Source organism: Rossellomorea sp. GQ25 (genome assembly GCF_059758515.1).
Window position 1 is genome coordinate 1 of record NZ_JCAXEQ010000014.1, and the last position, 21620, is coordinate 21620.

A 21620-nucleotide genomic window follows, 5' to 3' on the forward strand; every position below is an offset into this window, starting at 1 on the left:
CTTTTAAATATTACATTATCGACCCGTTTAAGTCAATAACTTTTTTAAAAGTTTTTATTGCGTTTGTCACCTTTTTGCGGCAACAGATAATACTATACCACCTTCCATATCTGGGCGCAAGAGATTTTTTAATGTTTTTCGTTATATATTCAATATAAGGCAAAAGGCATTAAATCCATTCTTTATACCGTAATACAAAAGGTACCTTTAGACCTAAAAGGCAATTAACATCATTGTTTCACCAAATTATTATCTTCCATACATATAGTTATAATTCGAAAAAATAGCAGCGGCACTATGCCACTGCTGTTCTTCACACAATTAATCACGATGACGCATTAATGGGAATAGTAAAACGTCCCGAATAGATGGAGAGTTGGTTAACAGCATCACAAGTCTGTCGATACCGATACCAAGACCACCTGTTGGCGGCATACCATATTCAAGAGCCTCGATGAAATCATTATCCATCATGTGGGCTTCGTCATTTCCTTCTTCTCTTTCTTTCAATTGCGCTTCAAAACGTTCTCTTTGATCGATTGGATCATTAAGCTCGGTGAAGGCATTCGCATGTTCACGGCCTACGATGAATAACTCAAAGCGATCTGTGAATCGTGGATCTTCATCGTTTTTCTTAGCAAGTGGAGAAATCTCCACCGGGTGACCATAGATAAATGTTGGCTGAATAAGCTTATTTTCTACTTTTTGTTCGAAGAATTCATTTACCACGTGACCATATTGCATATTGTCTTTGATTTCGATGCCGTGTTCTTTCGCAAGGGCACGAGCTTCTTCATCGGACATTTCTTTCCAGAAATCCACACCAGTTTGTTCTTTAACCGCGTCCACCATATGAAGACGTGTCCACTCCGGCTCTAGGTTAATTTCATAGTCTGCATACTGAACGGTAGTAGAGCCGAATACTTCCTTTGCAATATGAGCTACAAGATTTTCAGTAAGAGCCATGATATCTCGGTAATCTGCGTATGCTTCGTAAAGCTCAATCATCGTGAACTCAGGGTTATGTCTTGTTGACACACCTTCGTTACGGAATACACGTCCGATTTCGTATACTTTTTCAAGTCCACCGACGATAAGACGCTTTAAATGAAGCTCGATTGCGATACGCATGAATAATGGCATATCAAGAGCGTTGTGATGTGTATTGAATGGACGGGCAGATGCTCCCCCGGCAATGGCATGCATCATCGGTGTTTCAACTTCTAAGTACCCGTTGTTGTCCAGGTATCTTCTCATGGACTGGATGATACGACTGCGGGCGATGAACGTCTCTTTGCTCTCCTGGCTCGTAATGAGGTCAAGGTAACGTTGACGGTAGCGCTGCTCTACGTCTTTTAAACCATGGAACTTTTCAGGCAGCGGGCGCAGTGCTTTCGTTAGAAGGTGGAATTCTTTCGCTTTTACTGAAAGCTCTCCTACCTTTGTTTTGAATATTGTACCTGTAACCCCTACGATATCTCCAAGGTCTGCTGTATTGAATAGTTCGTATGCTTCTTCACCAATGGCATCTTTACGAACATAGATTTGGACTTGTCCAGCTAAGTCCTGCAGGTGAGCGAATCCCGCTTTCCCTTTTCCACGCTTTGTCATGATACGACCTGCGATGGTTACAGCGATGTCTTTCTCTTCTAGTTCTTCTTTAGAAAATTCATCGAATTGAGATTTGATCTCGGATGAACTGTGTGTACGATCATAGCGTTTACCGAATGGATCCAGTCCTTTATCACGGATAGCCTCCATTTTTTCGCGTCTGACTCGAAGCTGGTCATTGATTTCTTCGTGACTCATGTGTTTCACTCCTATTCTATCTACTTGCTTTGCTAGACTAATACGATGATATACCATACTATTTTACACAATATCTATGTTTGTAACACCCCTAAAGTATGAGTTATTTCAGAAACGTACTTTGGTGCGTGAAAACATATAAAAAAATCTAAAAAAGGCCGATCCAACTTTGTGACAATGTCACGTATTGGTTCCAGCCTTTTCTAGGATAACATAAAAGGAAACACGGGTGAATTAACCGGCATTCACTTGACTTTCTTTCGCTTCCGCTTCTTCTACTAGTTGATCAAGCACTCCAACCAACTCTGCTCTTGTATCGCATTCGTTGATTTGGTTACGTACTTTTGCGTTTCCACGGATTCCTTTTAGGTACCATGCAGCGTGCTTTCTCATTTCTCTAACCGCGATGTTTTCATTTTTAAGCGCGATTAGACGATCTAAGTGAAGCTTACATACGTCCATTTTTTCTCTTACGCCAGGTTCTGGTACATGTTCACCTGTTTCAAGATACTTAACGGTTTGGTAGATCATCCACGGGTTACCCAGAGCAGCGCGACCGATCATGACTCCATCAACACCTGTTTCGTTCAGCATACGTTCTGCGTCTTGCGGTGTCTTCACGTCACCGTTCCCGATAACAGGGATGTTCACGAATTGCTTAACCTGACGGATGATATCCCAATCAGCCGTACCTTCATACATTTGTACACGTGTACGACCGTGTAAAGAAACCGCTTGTCCGCCGGCACGTTCAACGGCTCTCGCGTTTTCGATTGCATAAATGTGATCATCGTCCCAGCCTGTTCTCATTTTAACCGTTACAGGTTTATCCACTTTATCAACCACAGCCGCTACCATTTCATAAATCTTGTTCGGATCCAGTAACCATTTAGCACCTGCATCACATTTCGTGATCTTTGGTACCGGACAACCCATATTGATATCGATAATATCAGCGTTGGAATTTTTATCGACAAATTGTGCTGCCTGCACAAGGGTGTCTTTTTCTCCACCGAAGATTTGTAAGCTTAATGGGTACTCTCTTTCATCGATATAAAGCATGTTCAATGATTTTTCATTTTGTAAGACGATCCCTTTGTCGCTGATCATCTCAGCACAAACCATTCCTGCTCCAAACTCTTTAACCGTTAAACGGAATGCTGAGTTACACACACCTGCCATCGGGGCAAGGACAACCTGATTGTCCATTTTGATATTGCCTATTTGTAGCAAACTCTTACCTCCTTATTCATTTCCTATCTATATATTACTCGACTATGTGGACATTCACTCACTACGGTCATAATCATCCTGCGGGATGAGATCCTGTAGCGGGATGTTCAGCACTTCTGCAACGTTCACTAAGAAATCTTCTTTCGGTATTCGACTACCTCTTTCAACTTCTCCCAGGACAGAAACGGAGATGGCTAATTCCTTAGCTAACCCTTCCTGAGTATACCCTTTCAGCTTTCTGAATGCACGAATGCGTCTTCCCCATTTATCTGTTTCCATAACCGAACTCCTTCTTTGTCAGGTATTTCGTCCAGAAATTCAACGAACGGGGCATTAAAAGACGGATGCTCTAAATGTGGAGCAACCTCTAATAACGGGATTAACACAAATGCTCTTTCTTGCATCCTTGGGTGAGGAATGAGAAGATTATCCGATTCAATATTTTCGTGATTATAGAGTAAAATGTCAAGGTCTATTATTCGCGGACCCCATTTGAACTCCCTTTCTCTTCCAAGGTCGATTTCCACCTGCAAGCACTGATGTAATAGAGTTTCTGGACTTAGAATGGTACGAATTTCGATGACCATATTCAAAAATTTACCTTGTTCTGTAAATCCTACTGGATCTGTTTCATACATAGAGGATCGTTTCGCTACCTCTATCTTACCATGACTGCCTAAGATGTTTATGGCTTTTTCTAAATAACCCGCCCTGTCCCCCATATTGGAACCAAGGGAAATGTATGCAGTATTCATCCTATCGACTCCTATTAATCTCCACTGCCACCGATTGGTAATGTCCAGGAATAGGTGGATCAGGCTTGATTAGTGTAATTTTACAGCTCTCTACGACTTGGAATGTTTCTAAGATCCGGGAAGAAATGTCTTCAGCGACCGCCTCCACTAAATTCTTCGGTTCTCCCTCGACAACAGATTTGGTGATGGAATAGATCTCCGCATAGTTTACGGAGTCCTCAAGCTGATCACTTTGACCGGACTTCTTTAAATCTAAATGCAACTCTACACTAACACGAAAACGTTGTCCAAGTTTGTTTTCTTCTTGAAATACACCATGATAGCCGTAAAACTCCATTTCGTTCAATAGAATCTTATCCATACAATTTCTCCTTTCCAACTAAGACATCCATCATTTTCGCCATGCGTGCCATTTCCTTTACATCATGAACACGTACGATGTGACACCCTTTTTGAATTCCGTAGCATACCGTGGCACCCGTTCCTTCCAACCGTTCCTCTACGGGAAGATCGAGGACATGTCCAATTATAGACTTCCGTGACGTTCCCAGGAGGACCGGATAACCGAGAGAAACAATGACATCCAGATGTCTCATCATGTCTATGTTTAATTGTACTGTTTTGGCAAACCCGATTCCTGGGTCGAGGATGATTTGGTCATCCCGTACACCAGCTTCTCTTACTAGAAAGATGCTTTCTTGTAGATCTTGTATCGCATCCCTAACGAAATGGCGGTACTCTTGATCACCCCGGTTATGCATAAGAATGATAGGAGCACCCGATTCCGCAGCAACACCTGCCATGTCAGGATCCATTTTCGCACCCCATACGTCGTTAATGATACTAGCCCCTGCTTCCAGAGCTTTTCGGGCCGTCTCTGCCTTATACGTGTCTATAGAGATCGGTACGTTTACTTCCTGTGATATCGCTTTTATAATGGGCACGACTCGTGAAATTTCTTCATCAGCAGGCACAACCTTGTGTCCGGGTCTAGTAGACTCTCCGCCGATATCAATGATGTCTGCCCCCTTCTCAACCATTTCTTTAGCACGCTCTACAGCCCGGTCCAATTCAATGAACGAACCACCGTCCGAGAATGAATCTGGGGTGATATTTAATATCCCCATAATAAGGGTTTTATCTGAAAAATTAAGTTCGTATTTTCCGCACTTCATTGCACGACTCCCCCTGCTATAATTCCTCTATTGAATTCAACTGTCCTGTATACTTCCTGTACTGATCATGAAACAGCCCTGCATACTCTCCGTTTCGGCCAGGGAAATTCATAGTGCCGAATCTGTTTACTGGTATGATCTCTTGCACAGAATTCGTAAAGAAAACTTCTTGAGCATCCAGTAATTGCTCTTTCCCGAACATCCCTATCCGCACCGGCATTTGCATTCGATTTGCAAGGGCAAGGATGAACTGACGTGTTATCCCGTTTAACAGCCCAGTCTCTACAGCTGGTGTATACAATTCTGCGTCTTTTACCCAGAATAGATTGGATGTTATTCCTTCACAGAGATGGCCTTCCTTTGTAAGGAATATTCCTTCCCGGTAAGGAGATGGTCCAATTTCCCGTTTAGCCGCCATATTGTTCAGGTAATGATGGGATTTCAAACGTTCACCGGTTTCCGGTGTGTTTCTTCTTAACTGAAGCAACACACCTTCTTTTTCTTTTAATGGCAAAGAAGGAGGTAATTCTTTTTGAAAAAGAATCACCGTCGCATCCTCATAGGGAGTCGTTTGTAAACCTATCTCACCTGGCCCACCGGAAACATTGAACCGGCAATATGCATCCTTCAAGCCATTTTTATCTAAAAGTGTTGTTATTGCATTCCTAATCTTTTCTTCATCCAGGTCCGCCGCAATATTCAATGCCTTTAATCCATGAGAAAGCCTCTTCAAGTGATCCTTTAGTAAAAACGGATGACCATCATACGTTCGAAAGGTTTCAAACACACCCAACCCATATAAATATCCGTGATCGAATGGGGAAATGACAGCCTCTGATGCATGAACGATTTCACCGTTAAGATATAGGTACATTTATAAAACCATCTCGATTTTTTTATAAGTCGCTAAAAAGTTAAGGAGCAGCTGTTTTCCTTGTTCCGTCATGATGGATTCAGGATGGAACTGCACCCCTTCGATTGGCAGCTGTTTATGTCGGATCGCCATGATCTCCCCTTCTTTTGTTTCGGCAGAAATATCAAAGCATCCAGGAAGGGTTTCTCTTTTTACAATCAGAGAATGGTATCTGGTTGCTTTGAAAAAATTGGGCATGTCTTTGAAAATGGTTTTCCCATCATGGAGCATGGGTGAGACCTTTCCGTGCATTAACCGTTCAGCACGAACAACATCGCCTCCGAAAACCTTGGCAATCGATTGGTGACCCAGGCAAACGCCGAAAATTGGTATCTTGCCCGCAAAAGTACGGATCGCCTCCAGGCTCACACCCGCTTCATTCGGGCTGCATGGTCCTGGGGAGATCATTAAGTAGTCGGGCGACAATGCCTCAATTTCAGCTAAGGTAATCTCGTCATTTCGTTTTACGACCAGCTCTTCCCCTAGCTCTCCTAAAAATTGCACAAGATTATAGGTGAATGAATCGTAGTTATCAATCATGAGAATCATAGGGTTTCTCCTTCCGCCATGGCTTTCGCTACCCAAAGGGCTTTCGCTTTCTTTAAGGATTCTTTGTATTCGTATTTAGGATTGGAATCAATCACGACTCCCGCTCCCGCTTGAATATGGGCTTTTCCTTCTTTCACAAGCATCGTTCGAATGACGATATTCAATTCCATATCTCCATTGACGCCAATCCAGCCAATGGATCCTGTGTAAATCCCTCTTCTAACCGGCTCGAGTTCTTCAATGATTTCCATCGTTCTCACCTTAGGGGCTCCGGTAATGGTTCCACCAGGAAAAACAGATCGAATTAGATCCGCTCCCGTTTTAGTTTCATCTAGTGTTCCTCTTACATTTGAAACAATGTGCATGACGTGGGAGTATTTTTCAATGACCATAAACTCATTCACTTCAACTGTCCCGTATTGGCAAACCTTGCCTAAGTCATTTCGTTCCAAATCCACAAGCATCACGTGCTCGGCTCTTTCTTTTTCATTATTGATCAGCTCAAGAGCAAGTTTTTCATCCTCTTCAGCATCTTTCCCCCTGGAGCGTGTGCCTGCGATCGGTCTTGTGCTTACTTCCGTTCCTTTTTTCTTTACCAGCAGTTCCGGTGACCCGGAGACAATTTGAAAGTCCGGGCTTTGAATATAACTCATATAAGGGGAGGGGTTTAATTCCCTAAGCTTTTTATAAACCGTGTAGGGTTCAGCCTTCAATTCTTGAGATTGCCGGACAGATAAATTCACCTGAAACACATCACCCTGAGAGATATAGGATTGGATTTGTTTTACGGCCTCTGAGAATTCTCTCTCATCCATGGATACCTCAATGCTTGCCGTCTCATGGTGTACAGGATCTTTTACATCCACTTTAATCTGGGAGAGGGCTTTTGTCCAAGTGGATGTCCATTTGGCAAGCTTCTTCTCAGCCGTTTCTGGTTCTTTATCGGAAAGAATCATCGTCCACAAACTATTTTCCTGATGATCGAAGACCACCCATTCCTGCAGGTAATAGAAATAAAGGTCCGGAATCTCCAGATCATTTTGGCCCAAAGCGGGAAGCCTCTCAATCTTTCTTGCATAATCATAACTAAGAAACCCGATTACGCCCCCTTGAAAATCAGGGAGATCTCCTCTTCTTTCTCTCCTAAGCGGCATCATCCATCTCTCCATTTGAATCAACGGGTCTCCATTTATCGTTTCCACTCCAGAAGAGTCTTGTATGCACAAACCTTCAGGAACACTTTGTAAAATGACGTCAGGTTTAAGTCCAGCAACGCTATATCGTCCACCCCGTCCACTTTCTAACAAAATATGATGTGGCTGATGTTGACTAAGCTGTTCGTATGCTGCAAAAAATTGTTCTTTGGTTGAATGGTTTTTATGAAAATATAGGTGCTGCACTAACCCTTCACACTCCTATTCTTTATCTACTTTCATGATACATGAACTTCAGGAAGGTTTCATCGTTAAAAACTTGAAATTATGTGAGGGAGATGGTGGAGAATGGATTGATTTTGAAGGGGACTTTTCCAATGAAAATTTCAACAGATCAACAAAAAACGGATCCTGAAGAGTTCATTCTTCAGGATCCGGCACTTATTATTATTCTTCATCAAATTGGTAAAGAGGAGTACTTAAATAGCGTTCTCCGTTACTAGGAATAATCGCCAGTACTTTCTTACCTTTTCCTAACTTTTTCGCCACTTCAATGGCTGCATAGATGGCTGCTCCAGAAGAAATCCCGCCCAGGATCCCCTCTTCTTTAGCTGCTCTTCTTGCATAGTCGAAGGCCGAATCTTTTTCAACTTGAATGACATGGTTATATACCTCTGTATCTAAAATATCAGGGATAAATCCGGCACCGATTCCTTGGATTTTATGAGGACCAGGCTTTCCTCCTGATAATACAGGTGAATCTGACGGTTCTACGGCATATAGCTCGATTGATGGGTAATGTTTCTTCAGCACTTCCCCCGCGCCTGTAATCGTCCCGCCTGTTCCAATCCCTGCAATGAAGGCATCCAATTGATCACCCATTTGCTCGATAATCTCAGGTCCGGTTGATTCTCGATGAACTTGAGGGTTGGCTTCATTTTTGAATTGCTGAGGCATGAAGTAGCCTTTTTCATTCGCTAACTCTTCAGCTTTGCGAATGGCCCCTCCCATTCCTTCTGCTCCTGGTGTTAATACTAATTCTGCGCCGTATGCACGTAACAGGTTGCGTCTCTCCATACTCATTGTGTCAGGCATGACCAGTAACGTACGGTATCCTTTTGCGGCAGCTACCATCGCTAAACCGATACCCGTATTTCCACTCGTTGGCTCAACAATCGTATCCCCGGGTTTAATCGTACCTGCTTCTTCCCCTGCTTCAATCATTGCTAATGCGATACGATCTTTTACAGAGCTTCCCGGGTTCATATATTCTAATTTCAAGTAAACATCTGCACTATTTTCATCTACTAATCGATTCAGTTTTACCACTGGAGTCTGACCTATTAATTCCGAAATTGAATTGGCTACTCTCACCATTCATTCATCACTCCTAATTCCAAGTAAATTTGTTGGTTTTATAAAAATGTAACAATATTCAATAAATTTGTCAATTAAAAAGCATACACAATGTTCACCCCAACGATCCTGGTTGTAGGAGTATCATCCATCCCTCATGCTCTCTTTATGCTTGTCGGATGTGACCAAAATGCATCTACTCTAGGTTATATGTCTGCATACTTCAATTATCCTATGTTTCGTTAAAAAGTGTCTCTCTATGTAAAAAGAAGCTGACCTTTAATAGGCCAGCCCCCTCTAGTTCTGTTTTCCGTAAAACCAGTCCACTTCAACCTCTTTCCAAAAGGACTCGGGCTGCAGAGGCGTCTCTACTTGCTCTAAAGCAATTTGTCTTCGAATTTGAGATTTTACGTCTTTAAACGAAAAATGTCTTTCTTTCAAAACATCCTCTACATAATAAATAACGTACTCTGAATCCTGCTGAATCGGTTTTGTCCATTCACCTGGAGATAGAGACTCTATTTCTTCTGACGCTTCTGAAGATAGGAAATCTCCATCCAGAGGAACATACCCAATATCTCCCCCTAAATGAGCACTTTGCTCATCACTTGAACGCTCCATGGCCAATGCTTCAAAGTCCGATCCAGCTTCGAGTTCTTCCAATGCTTGTGCTGCTTCTGATTGATCAGCCACCTTCAACTGCTTCAGCTTATACATTTTAGAAATAGAGTACAGATGCTCGTTTTGATTATAGAAACTCTTCAACTCTTTTTCAGGTACTTGGACATCCTTCGTGAGGAGCTCCTCTAATAACAATTCAGACCTGATTTGAGTCTTTAGTGAATCTTCATCTTCAAGATCTTCTTCATCGTACGCATTATAAACAGATTGTATGAAATAATATTCCTGCTCTACTTCTTTATCTGAAACGGAGATATCATATTTTTTCGCTAAATGGTCAATCACTTGTTGATTGATCAGGGCCTTCAGCTCTTCTTTGCCATGTTTTTGCTCAAGGGAATACAACCAGTCCTCTCGGGTAATTGACTTTCCGCCAACCGTTGCCACGACTTCGGGAGCTCCACTTACCCCGGAAGATCGATTCCACACGAGTGTAATGATGTTTGTGACAAGTAGTACCCCAACCGTAACCATCAGTACAGACCGTTTAATTCTCATTTCTCCCATTCTCCCTGAAATTGATTTACTGCTTCGCGTTTGCTTTCAGTTCTTCTAATTCTTCTTTAGAAAATACATAAGTTTCATTACAGAAGTGACAGCTTGCTTCTGCACTTCCATCTTCATCAATCATTTCTTGAATTTCCTGCTCCCCTAAGCTGATGATGGCATTTGAAAAACGATCTTTACTACACTGACATTTAAATGCCACCGGAAGCGTTTCAAGTACTTTGACTTCCCCTTCTCCAAGCACTTCTTCTAATACCTCCTCAGGTGAGAGTCCCTTTTCGATTAATTTAGAGATCGGAGGGATTTTAGCTAAGCGCTCCTCAATCTTCGTAATCGTTTCATCATCCGTTCCGGGCATTAGCTGCAGGATAAATCCACCTGCTGCAAGAATTGAATTGTCAGGGTTCACTAGCACACCTACCCCTACAGAAGAAGGTACCTGTTCTGAAGTGACGAAATAATACGTGAAGTCTTCTCCAAGTTCTCCTGAAACAATCGGAACCTGACCGGAGAAATGATCCCTCATTCCGATATCTTTTACAATGGATAACGTTCCGGTTGTACCAACTGCACGACGGACATCTAGCTTCCCTTGCTCGTTTAAATCGAAGTGTACATGCGGGTTGGTCACATATCCCCTGACCTCCCCTTTTGCATTACTATCTACAAGAATGGCGCCGATCGGGCCTCCGCCCTCTACTTTGATCGTTAATTTATTTTCTCCTTTTAGCATAGCCCCCATCATCACTCCGGCACTAATGCTTCTGCCTAATGCCGCTGATGCAGTAGGCCATGTTCCATGTCTTCTTTGTGCTTCTCCTACCGTATCCGTGCTTTTTACTGCATAAGCACGCACCTGACCATTATAGGCTAACGCTTTTACTAAATAGTCGCTCATGGTTGAAGCTCCTTTCACTTTAGTTCATGTTTCTCTTGTAAATTAATTTTAATCCTTTTAATGTCAGGAAAGGATCTACGACGTCAATGCTGTTGGATTCTTTCGAAATCAATGTAGCTAATCCTCCTGTTGCAATGACTGTTGGTTCCTTCTTACTTTGCGCTTTCATTCTTTGAACGATACCTTCTACTTGTCCAACATATCCATAGAGAATACCTGCTTGCATAGCGGTTACGGTATTCTTTCCAATGATGTGTTCAGGACGGGCAATTTCAATTCTTGGCAATTTAGCCGCCTTCGAATACAGGGCTTCCGTTGAAATGCCTATACCAGGGGCGATCGCTCCACCCATATATTGTCTTTCCTCATTGATATAGCAATACGTCGTCGCTGTACCGAAATCGACAATAATGAGAGGACCACCGTATTCGTGAATACCAGCGACAGCATTTACGATTCGATCCGCTCCGACTTCCCTTGGATTTTCATACTTGATATTTAAACCGGTTTTAATACCAGGCCCAACGACGAGCGGAGTAATATTAAAATACTTCTCACACATACGTTCCAAACTAAACATAATTGGAGGGACAACGGAGGAAATGATGATTCCGTCAATCTCGGCAAACGTCAGCTTCACATGCTCGAACAGATTCTTCACAAGCATCCCAAACTCATCTTCCGTTTTATGTCGATTCGTTTCAGCTCTCCAATGATATTTTAAATGGTCATTTTCATACACACCAAACACAATATTGGTATTCCCTACATCCATTACAAAAATCAATATCCTCACCTACTAAGCCAATTGTTTTCACACTGCCAACATCATACCATAATTTATTTAGAATAGGTACAAAAGCGGAGGCGGTTTGGTCAGACCCGACATGCATAAGGCGATTACAACGGAAAGGCGCTCTTTTCCTTTTTGGTGTGATCGCCTTATGACCTCGAGGGTCTAACCGCCGGATCTGGATGAGTACAAAAGCGGAACCGGCTGGTCAGACCCGATGAGCAAAAGGCGAGCCCACATCTGCCTAAAACAAAAAGGATGCACCCATCACTGGATGCATCCCCTCTATTTACGTGCGATCAGAATCAGAATCGTCTTCTTTTGAAGCCGTATCTTCTTCGATCACAGTTTCTTCATTTTTCTTTTGGATATTTACTTTCACGTCACTATTTTCCTGGTCGGATTCATAGATACGTTCCGGTAGTTTACCGTGATCCATTAAATGTTTGATTTGCGCCGCATCTAATGTTTCGATGTCTAATAATGTTTTCGCAATGAGTTCAAGCTTGTCGCGATTCTCAGTAAGAATTCGCTTCGCTCTCTCATAGCTCTCTTTAATTAGACGCTGCATTTCTAAGTCAATTTCGTATGCGATAGCATCTGAGTAGTTTTGCTCACTATTGATGTCGCGTCCCAAGAACACTTGACCACCTTGAGATTGACCGAACTGAAGTGGTCCAAGCTTATCACTCATACCATATTCAGTGACCATTTTACGGGCAATTCCAGTTGCACGTTGGAAGTCATTGTGAGCACCGGTTGATACTTCACCGAAGATGATTTCCTCTGCTACACGACCACCAAGTAAACCGGTAATCTTATCAAGGAGCTCAGGCTTCGTCATAAAGTAACGATCTTCTTTCGGAAGCATAACGGCATATCCGCCTGCTTGCCCACGAGGAACGATGGTCACCTTATGTACCATATCGGCTTCATCAAGGACTAATCCAATAACGGTGTGACCCGCTTCGTGGAATGCCACGATCTTACGTTCTTTTTCAGATATGACGCGGCTCTTCTTCGCAGGACCTGCAATGACACGGTCTGTTGCTTCATCAATATCACGCATATCGATTTTCTTCTTATCCTCACGAGCTGCCACAAGTGCTGCTTCGTTCAGAAGGTTTTCTAAATCGGCTCCAGAGAAGCCTGGTGTCCTCATCGCAATCGCTTTTAGATCCACTGAATCATCAAGCGGTTTATTATGCGAATGAACTTTAAGAACTGCTTCACGTCCTCTAAGGTCAGGACGATCAACTGTAATTTGACGGTCGAAACGTCCTGGACGTAACAATGCAGGATCCAGAATGTCTGGTCGGTTTGTTGCAGCAACGATGATAATACCTTCGTTTGCGCCAAAACCGTCCATTTCAACTAGTAACTGGTTAAGGGTTTGTTCACGCTCATCGTGACCTCCACCCAAACCTGCTCCACGTTGACGACCGACTGCATCAATCTCATCAATGAAAATGATACAAGGTGCATTCTTCTTCGCATTTTCGAATAAATCACGTACACGAGATGCACCGACACCGACAAACATTTCAACGAAGTCGGAACCACTGATTGAGAAGAAAGGAACTCCTGCTTCTCCAGCCACTGCTCGTGCAAGTAAGGTTTTACCTGTACCTGGAGGTCCTACTAGAAGGACACCCTTTGGAATACGGGCACCCACTTCAGAGAATTTGCGGGGATCCTTTAAGAATTCCACTACCTCTACAAGTTCTTGCTTCTCTTCATCTGCTCCAGCTACATCATTAAAGCGAACTTTCTTCTTCTCTTCGCTATATAGCTTTGCTTTACTTTTCCCAAAGTTCATGACACGGCTTCCGCCGCCTTGAGCTTGGTTAAGTAAGAAGAAGAACAGAATAAAGATAATGACAAATGGAATGATCGTTGTAAAGAAAGATACCCAGCCGCTTGTTTCTTTGGCTTGTAATACTTCCACATCAATTCCTTGCTCTGATGCTGCCGTATTGATCTTCTCCATTAACTTTCCATCTGTAGTAAGGACATAGGTTAAGAAGTACTCTCCTTCTTTAGCCCCTTCCATCTGTCCTTTTACTTCATAAACGCCTCTGCCAGGCTGAATTGAAAAAGAAGAAACGTCTCCGTCTTCAAGGTTATTAATAAACGTACTGTACTCGATATTTTTGGTTGGCTCGTTGTTGTTACTGAAATAACTCACCACACCTATAATCACTAAAAAGACTAGTAAATAGAATATGGTGTTTCGAAAGATCCGGTTCATCCCTTACCTCCTCCCACGGTAAACAAACTAAGTAAAATAGTATCATAGAAAATCATGGCATTACAACAAATTGCACTTACAAGATTCCTCTTTAGATTATACCTATTCTCCTGTTGTATACACTCTTGGTTTTAAAACTCCGATATACGGCAGATTACGGTATCTTTCAGCGTAATCAAGACCATATCCGACGACGAACTCGTCAGGAACAATAAAGCCCACGTAGTCCGCTTTGATATCTGCTTTACGTCCAGTCGGCTTGTCAAGCAGAGTGACAATGCTGATCGATTTCGCTTTACGATAACGGAATAGCTCCACTAAGTAGCTTAATGTTAGACCACTGTCGATGATATCTTCAATGATCAGGATATCCCGACCTTCCACTTTTGTATCTAAATCTTTCACAATCTTTACTTCCCCTGAAGAGACAGTAGAGTTCCCGTAGCTGGATACATCCATGAAATCCATTTCCATATGCGTATCCATACGTTTACAAAGGTCAGCCATGAATGGCATGGCACCCTTTAAAACTCCAATTGCCAAAGGAAAACGGTCTTGATATTCCTCTGTTAATTGTGCACCTAATGCTTTAATCTTTTCTTGAAGTTCTTCTTCTGAAATTAACACTTTTTCAATATCTTGATTTAACAATGTTCAACTGCCTCCTAGAAGATGATTGCTCTTAAATTGTAGTACTAAACTATTTTCTTGCTCTTCTCCCAAATCGTAATTAGACTTTTTCATTCCCGGAACCCAAAGTATGTGGTTATCTGCGTCCACTACAATCGGCCACTCGTCACGGAGGTGAACAGGAACTTTTTCGTCAATAAAGAGTGTCTTAAGCTTCTTTGAGCCTTCCAACCCCTTCACTTTCATTCGATCTCCGCTCTTTCTCGTACGCACATATAAAGGCAGGGTAACCTTGTCCGGATCAATGTAAATCCTATCACTGGTACGATCCTCTGCTAACGAGGAAGAAAAATAAAGAAGGAACTGATATCCACCTTGGAGTTCAAGCGTTTCATTAACCTGTATCTCGTGACAATAAGGAGCTTCGGTTAACGCTAATTCCCCAAAATGAAAATAACATGTATGATACGCCCTTGTTACCTTAAGCCCTTTTGGTAAATCCAAGCTGGCATTAGGCGTTTTTCCTTTTAATATACCCAATACATCGTAAATATGTATAGACGATAAGGAAGATGGTCTAAGTTTGTAAAGATAGTTTAATATTAGATTAATCCCTCTTCTTTGTAAAGGCTGAGGCATTTCAAGAAAACCATCGATATGTAAAGAGGAGAAATCCTCAGAGTTATTCCATACCTTATTCAACTTATCCCTTGTTAATTCCTCTAAATATGCCTCATCTTCTGCCAATTCTTCACTAAATCGTTGAAATTGGAGATGAACATGAGGATTCTCTTTTTTTAAAAAAGGAAGAACCTTTTTTCTGAACCGGTTCCTAGTATAATCTTCCTTCAGATTACTGGGGTCTCTCCTCGGGTTTAGATCGTGCCTTTCACAATACGTCTCTATATGCTCTTTTGTAACAGAGAGAAATGGCCGTATGATCAAACCTGCAGCAATGGATCGTTTCAAGGGAATCCCAGCTCTGCTAGCTCCGGATGCTCCTCTTGTCATCTTCATCAGGATGGTTTCTACTTGATCATCCCCATGATGACCAAGAGCTAATTTCGTAGCAGATGCCTTTTCCATAATCTCCATTAAAAACGTATAGCGAATTTGACGTGCCATTTCCTGCAAACTTCCATTCGTCCGCTCGATCTCCATTGATACATCCACTCTTTCACCGTAAAAAGGGATGTTTCGCTTATTGCAGTATTCTTTGACGAACAAGAGTTCCTGATAGGATTCGTCTCCTCTGAACATATGATCAAGATGAGCCGCCATGACTTCTACTTCCCACTCAGCTTTGTGCGAATTAAGAAAATGGAGCAGTGCTAAGGAATCAGGGCCTCCTGACACTGCCACAACAATCCGATCTCCTTTTTTAATCAACCGATGGTCTTGAATAAACCTTTTAATCGTTTGCTCTAACATAACGCTTCCTCTTCCTTGAAACCATTTTCCCCATTGTATCAATACCTACTGAATTCTCACACTCTTACGCTACATCAATTCTCCATAGATATACAAAACATATAATAACGAAATAATCATTACTACGAGCACAGTCTCAAGAAAGTGACTTGATTTCTTATTTCGATGATTTTGATATCTGCTTGTATGGGTAACGGATGAACTTACATGAGAGCTCGTTGAAACAGGTCTACTGACTTTAGGTTTCGATTTGGGCTGCTGTACTGGCTGAGAGTGAGAAAGTCCATTCAGGAGGCTGACCCTCATATCACTGGCGGATTGAAACTTCCCTTCTAAGGCATCCAGGATCGTCCCTTCAAACTTTTTCAATTGGTCTTTAGAACCGATCGCCTGCCTTAATTGTTGCATATTCCCGTTTCCCGCCTTCGTGAAACGCCCTGGATAGGCTAAATTAATGAGGATCATCCCCACAGAGAAAAGATCATAAGAAGGTTCGGCTCTTCGCGATCCCCCCACCCAGTATCCTCTATCAAAAAACTCCGTAAACTCTTTGATTGCCCGCCCATTGATCGTGGTTCCCCCAACATCAATACAGCGAATTCGGTAAGGAGGTCCAGTGACGATCAAGTTTTCAGGTTTTAAATCCCCAAATACCCATCCTTCCTTATGAATTCGCTCCAGATCTGTCAGGAGCTGAGCAATGAGTACACCAGTCCACGAAAATCCTTTCGATTGAACAAACGACAGCAAGTCAGTACCTTGAATATATTCCATCACGTAAAAATGTACTTTCTGTCCCCGATACTCCCAATCATCCACATCAAGAAGCTTTGGCCCAAGGGGAGCACCTTGGACCTTAGAGAAAGACTTTAATACATTCACTTCCGAGGTAATGGATACATTGCTGTCACTCATTTTTAACGCCTGATATCCAGACGAATCTTGTACTAGGTAGACGATCCCGTTCGCACCATACCCTAATTCTTTTACAATGGTGTAGATCTGCTTATACCATTTTCCTCTTATAACTGTTCCAGGTGGAAAATTAAATGGTTTCTTCGAAGTATTGTTCATCATCGCCACGAGAGAGCAATCCCCTTAATGAACGTTTTTTCTTAAAGTGGGTGATAGCTTCTGAGATCGCGGGACCTGTTGGAGTAATTCCACCTGGAGACAACTTCGAGAATATACTCGTCAATGTTTCGAGTTTTGGTGTCCAATCCAGCAATTTTTCGACATCTTGTCGTTTCCCGGGAAATACAAAGACGGAAAATTTATTATCACCCATTCTTGCATTCAGGCTCAATGACAGATCTAATAAGGCTTCCTTAACTGTAGGAAGCTTATGCTTCATACTCGCAGACGTATCGACAAGAATCAACACTTCCATATCAACGGATTCTCCCAGTTCATCGACAACCTCCATGACCTCCCCGCGTTGTTCGGGAGGAAGTTCCTCCATGGATGCGGATTTACCGAGGATTTGCTTCAGCTCTTTATTTACAACCCCCTGCAAGGTTTGTGTCATCGCTTTACGCGTGACCATTTGTACGGTTTGAGAAAGCTGTTGGGCATATACAATCTGACTTACTCCACCCCCCGATAGAGCAATTCCTTCAATTTCCTGCATTCCATTATCATCTATTACATCATTATCCATGACCCCAATGACGTTAACTGAGATTCCCTGCTCCTTCGCAAGAGCCGCCATCGCAATTGGGTCTTCACCTTGATTTGAGCAACCATCCGTAATTAATAGAATTTGACGAAGTGTACCTGGCTTCATCAGACTCCCCTCCTCATTCTAAAGTTGTTACCATCTTCGCCGAATAAGGAGGGATTTATACTCTAGTTAACTATTTTTATAGGGTAAATATACGTCCTAGGAAATTCTCTTTTTATCCTTCGTTTTCGATTTTTGCACAGGGATAGACGACCATTTCGGTATATTATGTTTGATTTTTGACACCACAATGGTCATATCATCTTCTATTAAGCCGGAGCTCGACCTGATCACTTCCTCCATTAGAATATCGGCCACTTCTTGTGGTTCCTCCGTTTCCAGTTCCTTTATTTTCCTCTTCATCCAGAGATCATAATTTTCTACATGTTTCGGGCCTTCAAAGGCACCATCACTCATCATAATGAGAAGATCTCCTGCTTTTAACTGCTCAGACACGACATCCACATCGAAATCCTGCTGAAGCATCCCCATGGGTAAATTGCTTGCCTCTACCTTGATGATTTTATCTCCCCGCTTAATGAAGCTTGGGGTTGAACCAATTTTTAAGAATCTCGATGACGCATTCTGTAGATCGATCATGGCTAAATCCAATGTGGAGAAAATTTCATCATTCGTTCTGAGAGATAGAATCGAGTTGATGGATTTGATCGCTACCTGCTCTTCAATCCCAGATTCCAGTATCTTTTTCAAAAGCCTCAGCGTTTCATTGCTTTCATAGTGAGCCCGTTCTCCGTTCCCCATCCCGTCACTAATCGCAACAGCATATTTTCCCCTTCCTAATTCAATCATCGAGTAGCTGTCTCCTGATACCAGTCCTCCCCCTTTCGCTGCATGAGAAGCTCCGGTATCCACTATAAATTTCTTGGCAGATTGGAAAGTCACATGACATTGACCGTTCGGAAATTGAGCACACTCCTCCTTTTGAACAATGATATTTTCACCTAATATATCCGATAGCATCGGGGCAATCAGCTTTTCACCCTGTCCATGTCCCCCGCAATAAGGCATGGTCATGTCTATATCGACATTTCCTTGTTCCAGATTATAGATTTCAATGTTTTCAATCTCGATTCCAAACTCTCCGATACTCGATAAAATTTGTTCTTCCTGAATATGATGATTCTCCCTTTCTCTTTGAATTTCTTTCGCGAAGTTCCCCATCACCTCTGATACTCCAAGTAATTGATCGGCGACCAGTTTCCTGCTTTCCTGGACCTGTTTCTTTAATTTTAGATTCGCTTGATAGAAGGTCAGCTCCTGATATATTGTTTCTTTCAGTTTTTTCTCTCTCGTACAATGCTTCTCTACTTCTCTAGCAAGTTTTGGAGACAGGGGGACACGGCCCTGATCATACTCGGTCATGACATCTTTCATCAGATTATAAGTTTTATCAAAATTCCGGGCCCAGCACTGATCTTTCTTAAAACAGGTTTGACATGTTTTCTCTGTCACATTGCTTAAGAAATAATCAAACTCTTTGTCTTCCTCCTCTTCAAATCGGTCTTCTATTTGTTGAAAACTATTGGACAAAGCTTGAAACACCGAGGAAAACTGCGTGACCCTATTAGCGGTCACATCTCTCACTCTGCGCATATATCCCTGTTGTTCCTGCTGATATTCTGCTGTTCCCGGAATATGCTTGGCAATTTTAGACGTTAAACTTTGAGGGGTTAAAAATAAGAGTAAAATCGCTACCCCCGATTCATATAAGGTTTTCGTTATAACCGTATCTGTTTCTCCGTACATTCCCATTAATAAAGTAGCGATTAACAAACCGATTGCTGCTCCGAATTTCTTTCCTTCTTTCATAAGTCCGCCCAGAAGCCCCGAGAAAGCAAGCAAGCTCATTTGATAAAAGCTAGAAACGTTGGCTAAACTGAAAACAAGCCCAGTAACAACCCCTACTGTGGAGCCCACTGTAGCCCCTGCTATAAAGGAAAACAGCAGCACTAAGTATCTTGATAACACATGTTCCACAGACAGATTGTATACAGACCATCCAATTGTACCTGTCATGATAGATGCTAATAGAATGATCAGACTGACCACTTCTTCTGTTTTCAGCGATTTCCTTCTACGCTGAACGGTTACAAGAGGTACACTTTGAATGAAAATATACGTTAAAAGAAAGGCAAGGCTCGCTTCTATTAACGCCATTACTCCGTTGTACACCGTCAGTGCTTGTCCTTGCTGGATATAATCGAATGAAAGCTTTGCTGCCATGACTGTGAAGAAGACATAAAAAGCGACGACTCTCAAATTATTCTTGTGATATTTCTGAGACAATCGAAACGCTAATAGGAATATTACCGCACTGACAAACGTATAACTGATACTAGGAAGAGATAAGGTGAGAGCTCCTGCAAGCAATCCGATTAGTGCAATGGGAGATTTCTCTCTTCGAATAAGGTAAACAGAGGCAAAGAACGGCAGTGCAAACGGCGTTAAATGTGAAAGGATTAACGCTCTTCCTAATAAAAATCCGATAACGAATAAGGCAATCCCCTTTTCTACGAACAGCCACTCCAGTTTCGAATAAATAGACTTCATTCTTTTGGATAGTTCCACCCTAGTGTGTTCAATGTCCACGTTCTGAACAGGTTCTATGATCGACTGATCGGCTTTCCCCATGTATGAAACACTCCCCATTTCGTTTTTGTTAAGTATAAATGGTACAAGATTAAAACTTTGTCAAAATGAGGGAATGCATACCGAGAAAGTTTCGACGACTTTCTATGGATTCCGGTAAAATATTCAGAATATTCTAATCGAATCCATTCTTCTTTTTAACTTTTTTCGTCCTAAACGCCTATGCGACTATGCTTAAGGGAATTTTGACAAATTCTTTATTAGACTATATTGACAAGATAATTCTTTCTATGTATCATAGATTTTGTGCCTAAAAGGTGCATAAATATGGCGGTGTAGCTCAGCTGGCTAGAGCGTACGGTTCATACCCGTGAGGTCGGGGGTTCGATCCCCTCCGCCGCTACCATATTTCAAGGCCCGTTGGTCAAGCGGTTAAGACACCGCCCTTTCACGGCGGTAACACGGGTTCGAATCCCGTACGGGTCATAGAAAAAAAAGACTATCATAAACGATAGTCTTTTTTATATTCAGCTTTTTTCGCATGAAGAGGCACATCACGTTTTTTCTGCAGATACCACTTCTTCAATTTGCTCCAGGTGATGTTTATCATGACCGATAAAGTCTTCAAAAAACTCTTCAAGTGTAAAGTTTTGATCTCCTATTGAGAACGAATGTTGTAAATCATCATCAGATAAACGATTTACATAAGCTATAATCGATTCGCGTGTTTTGATCCCTTCTTCAATCAAAGCTTCCTTATTTACTACGTCATGTGCATATTCTTCAGCTTCTCTATTAAAACGTTGAAAATCCGGAAAAGGAGACAGTTGCGCTCCTTCTGAAACCCTTGGGAGAATCTCTCCTATTGAATATTGGTCCCATTTGATCATGTGAGAAACATTTGCAGCAATCGACCACTTACTTTCCTCCATTGGCTGAAACCACTCTTTATCATTGATCTTTTTCAATTCATTAAGCCACAGCTTGAACGATTCATGATGATCGATTATCTGTTCTATTTTCATAATGGCTGCCTCCATAAAATTAGTTAAGACTATTTTATTCGATGGGGGCAGGTCGTTTTCCTTTCTACACTATATAAAAAAACAGGCACACTCATCCTTATGAGTATGCCTGTTTTCCGTTCACAAC

Annotated in this window: 20 protein-coding genes and 2 tRNA genes; 2 read left to right on the forward strand and 20 right to left on the reverse strand. The window is 42.1% G+C overall.

The annotated features are described in order from the left end of the window. Positions 1 to 321: 321 nt before the first annotated feature. From lysS to spoIIE, 19 genes are all read right to left on the reverse strand, one after another. Positions 322 to 1818, reverse strand: a complete 1497-nt coding sequence (gene lysS, locus AC6CIB_RS22665; RefSeq protein ID WP_498284555.1) for a lysine--tRNA ligase — start codon at positions 1816 to 1818, stop codon at positions 322 to 324. A 225-nt stretch (positions 1819 to 2043) separates the two neighbouring features. Next, positions 2044 to 3042, reverse strand: coding sequence for a tRNA dihydrouridine synthase DusB (gene dusB, locus AC6CIB_RS22670; protein WP_498284501.1), 999 nt, complete (start codon positions 3040 to 3042; stop codon positions 2044 to 2046). 54 nt (positions 3043 to 3096) lie between these two features. Next, positions 3097 to 3321, reverse strand: coding sequence for a helix-turn-helix domain-containing protein (locus AC6CIB_RS22675; RefSeq protein ID WP_498284503.1), 225 nt, complete (start codon positions 3319 to 3321; stop codon positions 3097 to 3099). Continuing rightward, positions 3273 to 3797, reverse strand: a complete 525-nt coding sequence (gene folK / locus AC6CIB_RS22680) for a 2-amino-4-hydroxy-6-hydroxymethyldihydropteridine diphosphokinase (RefSeq protein WP_498284505.1) — start codon at positions 3795 to 3797, stop codon at positions 3273 to 3275. Before folK ends, AC6CIB_RS22675 begins: the two co-directional genes overlap by 49 nt. Before the next feature lies 1 nt (position 3798). Next, positions 3799 to 4158: a dihydroneopterin aldolase gene (gene folB / locus AC6CIB_RS22685; protein WP_498284507.1), complete on the reverse strand. Its 360-nt coding sequence runs from the start codon at positions 4156 to 4158 to the stop codon at positions 3799 to 3801. Further along, positions 4151 to 4972: a dihydropteroate synthase gene (gene folP, locus AC6CIB_RS22690; RefSeq protein ID WP_498284509.1), complete on the reverse strand. Its 822-nt coding sequence runs from the start codon at positions 4970 to 4972 to the stop codon at positions 4151 to 4153. The genes folB and folP overlap by 8 nt, the downstream gene beginning before the upstream one ends. Positions 4973 to 4988: 16 nt before the next feature. Continuing rightward, positions 4989 to 5846: an aminodeoxychorismate lyase gene (gene pabC / locus AC6CIB_RS22695; protein ID WP_498284511.1), complete on the reverse strand. Its 858-nt coding sequence runs from the start codon at positions 5844 to 5846 to the stop codon at positions 4989 to 4991. Continuing rightward, entirely contained in the window at positions 5847 to 6434 is a 588-nt protein-coding gene (gene pabA, locus AC6CIB_RS22700) for an aminodeoxychorismate/anthranilate synthase component II (protein WP_498284513.1), read from the reverse strand. Next, complete coding sequence (gene pabB, locus AC6CIB_RS22705) at positions 6431 to 7834, reverse strand: aminodeoxychorismate synthase, component I (RefSeq protein WP_498284515.1); 1404 nt, start codon at positions 7832 to 7834, stop codon at positions 6431 to 6433. The genes pabA and pabB overlap by 4 nt, the downstream gene beginning before the upstream one ends. Before the next feature lie 201 nt (positions 7835 to 8035). Then, positions 8036 to 8965 (reverse strand): cysteine synthase A, encoded by a 930-nt coding sequence (cysK, locus tag AC6CIB_RS22710; RefSeq protein WP_498284517.1) that lies wholly within the window; start codon positions 8963 to 8965, stop codon positions 8036 to 8038. A gap of 276 nt (positions 8966 to 9241) precedes the next feature. Further along, the gene (locus AC6CIB_RS22715) at positions 9242 to 10123 is read right to left on the reverse strand and encodes a peptidylprolyl isomerase (protein ID WP_498284519.1); all 882 of its coding nucleotides are present in this window, start codon (positions 10121 to 10123) and stop codon (positions 9242 to 9244) included. 25 nt (positions 10124 to 10148) lie between these two features. After that, positions 10149 to 11030: an Hsp33 family molecular chaperone HslO gene (gene hslO / locus AC6CIB_RS22720; RefSeq protein WP_498284521.1), complete on the reverse strand. Its 882-nt coding sequence runs from the start codon at positions 11028 to 11030 to the stop codon at positions 10149 to 10151. A gap of 19 nt (positions 11031 to 11049) precedes the next feature. Continuing rightward, positions 11050 to 11817, reverse strand: a complete 768-nt coding sequence (locus AC6CIB_RS22725) for a type III pantothenate kinase (RefSeq protein ID WP_498284523.1) — start codon at positions 11815 to 11817, stop codon at positions 11050 to 11052. Between the two features lie 295 nt (positions 11818 to 12112). Continuing rightward, positions 12113 to 14074 (reverse strand): ATP-dependent zinc metalloprotease FtsH, encoded by a 1962-nt coding sequence (ftsH, locus tag AC6CIB_RS22730; protein ID WP_498284525.1) that lies wholly within the window; start codon positions 14072 to 14074, stop codon positions 12113 to 12115. A 102-nt stretch (positions 14075 to 14176) separates the two neighbouring features. Further along, a complete protein-coding gene (gene hpt / locus AC6CIB_RS22735) occupies positions 14177 to 14725 on the reverse strand; it encodes a hypoxanthine phosphoribosyltransferase (RefSeq protein WP_034762998.1) in 549 nt (182 codons plus the stop codon). Positions 14726 to 14728: 3 nt separating this feature from the next. Beyond that, positions 14729 to 16135, reverse strand: coding sequence for a tRNA lysidine(34) synthetase TilS (gene tilS / locus AC6CIB_RS22740; protein WP_498284527.1), 1407 nt, complete (start codon positions 16133 to 16135; stop codon positions 14729 to 14731). 69 nt (positions 16136 to 16204) lie between these two features. Beyond that, on the reverse strand, positions 16205 to 17212 hold the full coding sequence (gene prkT, locus AC6CIB_RS22745) for a serine/threonine protein kinase PrkT (protein ID WP_498284557.1): 1008 nt from the start codon (positions 17210 to 17212) through the stop codon (positions 16205 to 16207). Then, positions 17181 to 17921 (reverse strand): VWA domain-containing protein, encoded by a 741-nt coding sequence (locus tag AC6CIB_RS22750; protein WP_044340612.1) that lies wholly within the window; start codon positions 17919 to 17921, stop codon positions 17181 to 17183. Before AC6CIB_RS22750 ends, prkT begins: the two co-directional genes overlap by 32 nt. Positions 17922 to 18017: 96 nt before the next feature. Next, positions 18018 to 20510, reverse strand: coding sequence for a stage II sporulation protein E (gene spoIIE, locus AC6CIB_RS22755; RefSeq protein WP_498284529.1), 2493 nt, complete (start codon positions 20508 to 20510; stop codon positions 18018 to 18020). A 287-nt stretch (positions 20511 to 20797) separates the two neighbouring features. On the opposite strand from spoIIE, the gene AC6CIB_RS22760 reads away from it, so the two are divergent. Together AC6CIB_RS22760 and AC6CIB_RS22765 are read left to right on the forward strand one after the other, a co-directional pair. After that, positions 20798 to 20874: transfer RNA gene (locus tag AC6CIB_RS22760), tRNA-Met, on the forward strand. Between the two features lie 8 nt (positions 20875 to 20882). Next, positions 20883 to 20954 (forward strand) — tRNA-Glu (locus AC6CIB_RS22765). Positions 20955 to 21022: 68 nt separating this feature from the next. Here the strand turns inward: AC6CIB_RS22765 and AC6CIB_RS22770 are convergent. Next, positions 21023 to 21493, reverse strand: a complete 471-nt coding sequence (locus tag AC6CIB_RS22770) for a DinB family protein (RefSeq protein ID WP_498284531.1) — start codon at positions 21491 to 21493, stop codon at positions 21023 to 21025. Between the last annotated feature and the right edge of the window lie 127 nt (positions 21494 to 21620).

Excerpts from the sequence above, each read along its gene's own strand:
- AC6CIB_RS22675 (WP_498284503.1), bottom strand. The coding sequence starts at position 3,321 with ATGGAAACAGATAAATGGGGAAGACGCATTCGTGCATTCAGAAAGCTG.
- folK (WP_498284505.1), bottom strand. The coding sequence starts at position 3,797 with ATGAATACTGCATACATTTCCCTTGGTTCCAATATGGGGGACAGGGCG.
- folB (WP_498284507.1), bottom strand. The coding sequence starts at position 4,158 with ATGGATAAGATTCTATTGAACGAAATGGAGTTTTACGGCTATCATGGT.
- folP (WP_498284509.1), bottom strand. The coding sequence starts at position 4,972 with ATGAAGTGCGGAAAATACGAACTTAATTTTTCAGATAAAACCCTTATT.
- pabC (WP_498284511.1), bottom strand. The coding sequence starts at position 5,846 with ATGTACCTATATCTTAACGGTGAAATCGTTCATGCATCAGAGGCTGTC.
- pabA (WP_498284513.1), bottom strand. The coding sequence starts at position 6,434 with ATGATTCTCATGATTGATAACTACGATTCATTCACCTATAATCTTGTG.
- cysK (WP_498284517.1), bottom strand. The coding sequence starts at position 8,965 with ATGGTGAGAGTAGCCAATTCAATTTCGGAATTAATAGGTCAGACTCCA.
- AC6CIB_RS22715 (WP_498284519.1), bottom strand. The coding sequence starts at position 10,123 with ATGAGAATTAAACGGTCTGTACTGATGGTTACGGTTGGGGTACTACTT.
- hslO (WP_498284521.1), bottom strand. The coding sequence starts at position 11,030 with ATGAGCGACTATTTAGTAAAAGCGTTAGCCTATAATGGTCAGGTGCGT.
- ftsH (WP_498284525.1), bottom strand. The coding sequence starts at position 14,074 with ATGAACCGGATCTTTCGAAACACCATATTCTATTTACTAGTCTTTTTA.
- tilS (WP_498284527.1), bottom strand. The coding sequence starts at position 16,135 with ATGTTAGAGCAAACGATTAAAAGGTTTATTCAAGACCATCGGTTGATT.
- prkT (WP_498284557.1), bottom strand. The coding sequence starts at position 17,212 with ATGATGAACAATACTTCGAAGAAACCATTTAATTTTCCACCTGGAACA.
- AC6CIB_RS22750 (WP_044340612.1), bottom strand. The coding sequence starts at position 17,921 with ATGAAGCCAGGTACACTTCGTCAAATTCTATTAATTACGGATGGTTGC.
- spoIIE (WP_498284529.1), bottom strand. The coding sequence starts at position 20,510 with ATGGGGAAAGCCGATCAGTCGATCATAGAACCTGTTCAGAACGTGGAC.
- AC6CIB_RS22770 (WP_498284531.1), bottom strand. The coding sequence starts at position 21,493 with ATGAAAATAGAACAGATAATCGATCATCATGAATCGTTCAAGCTGTGG.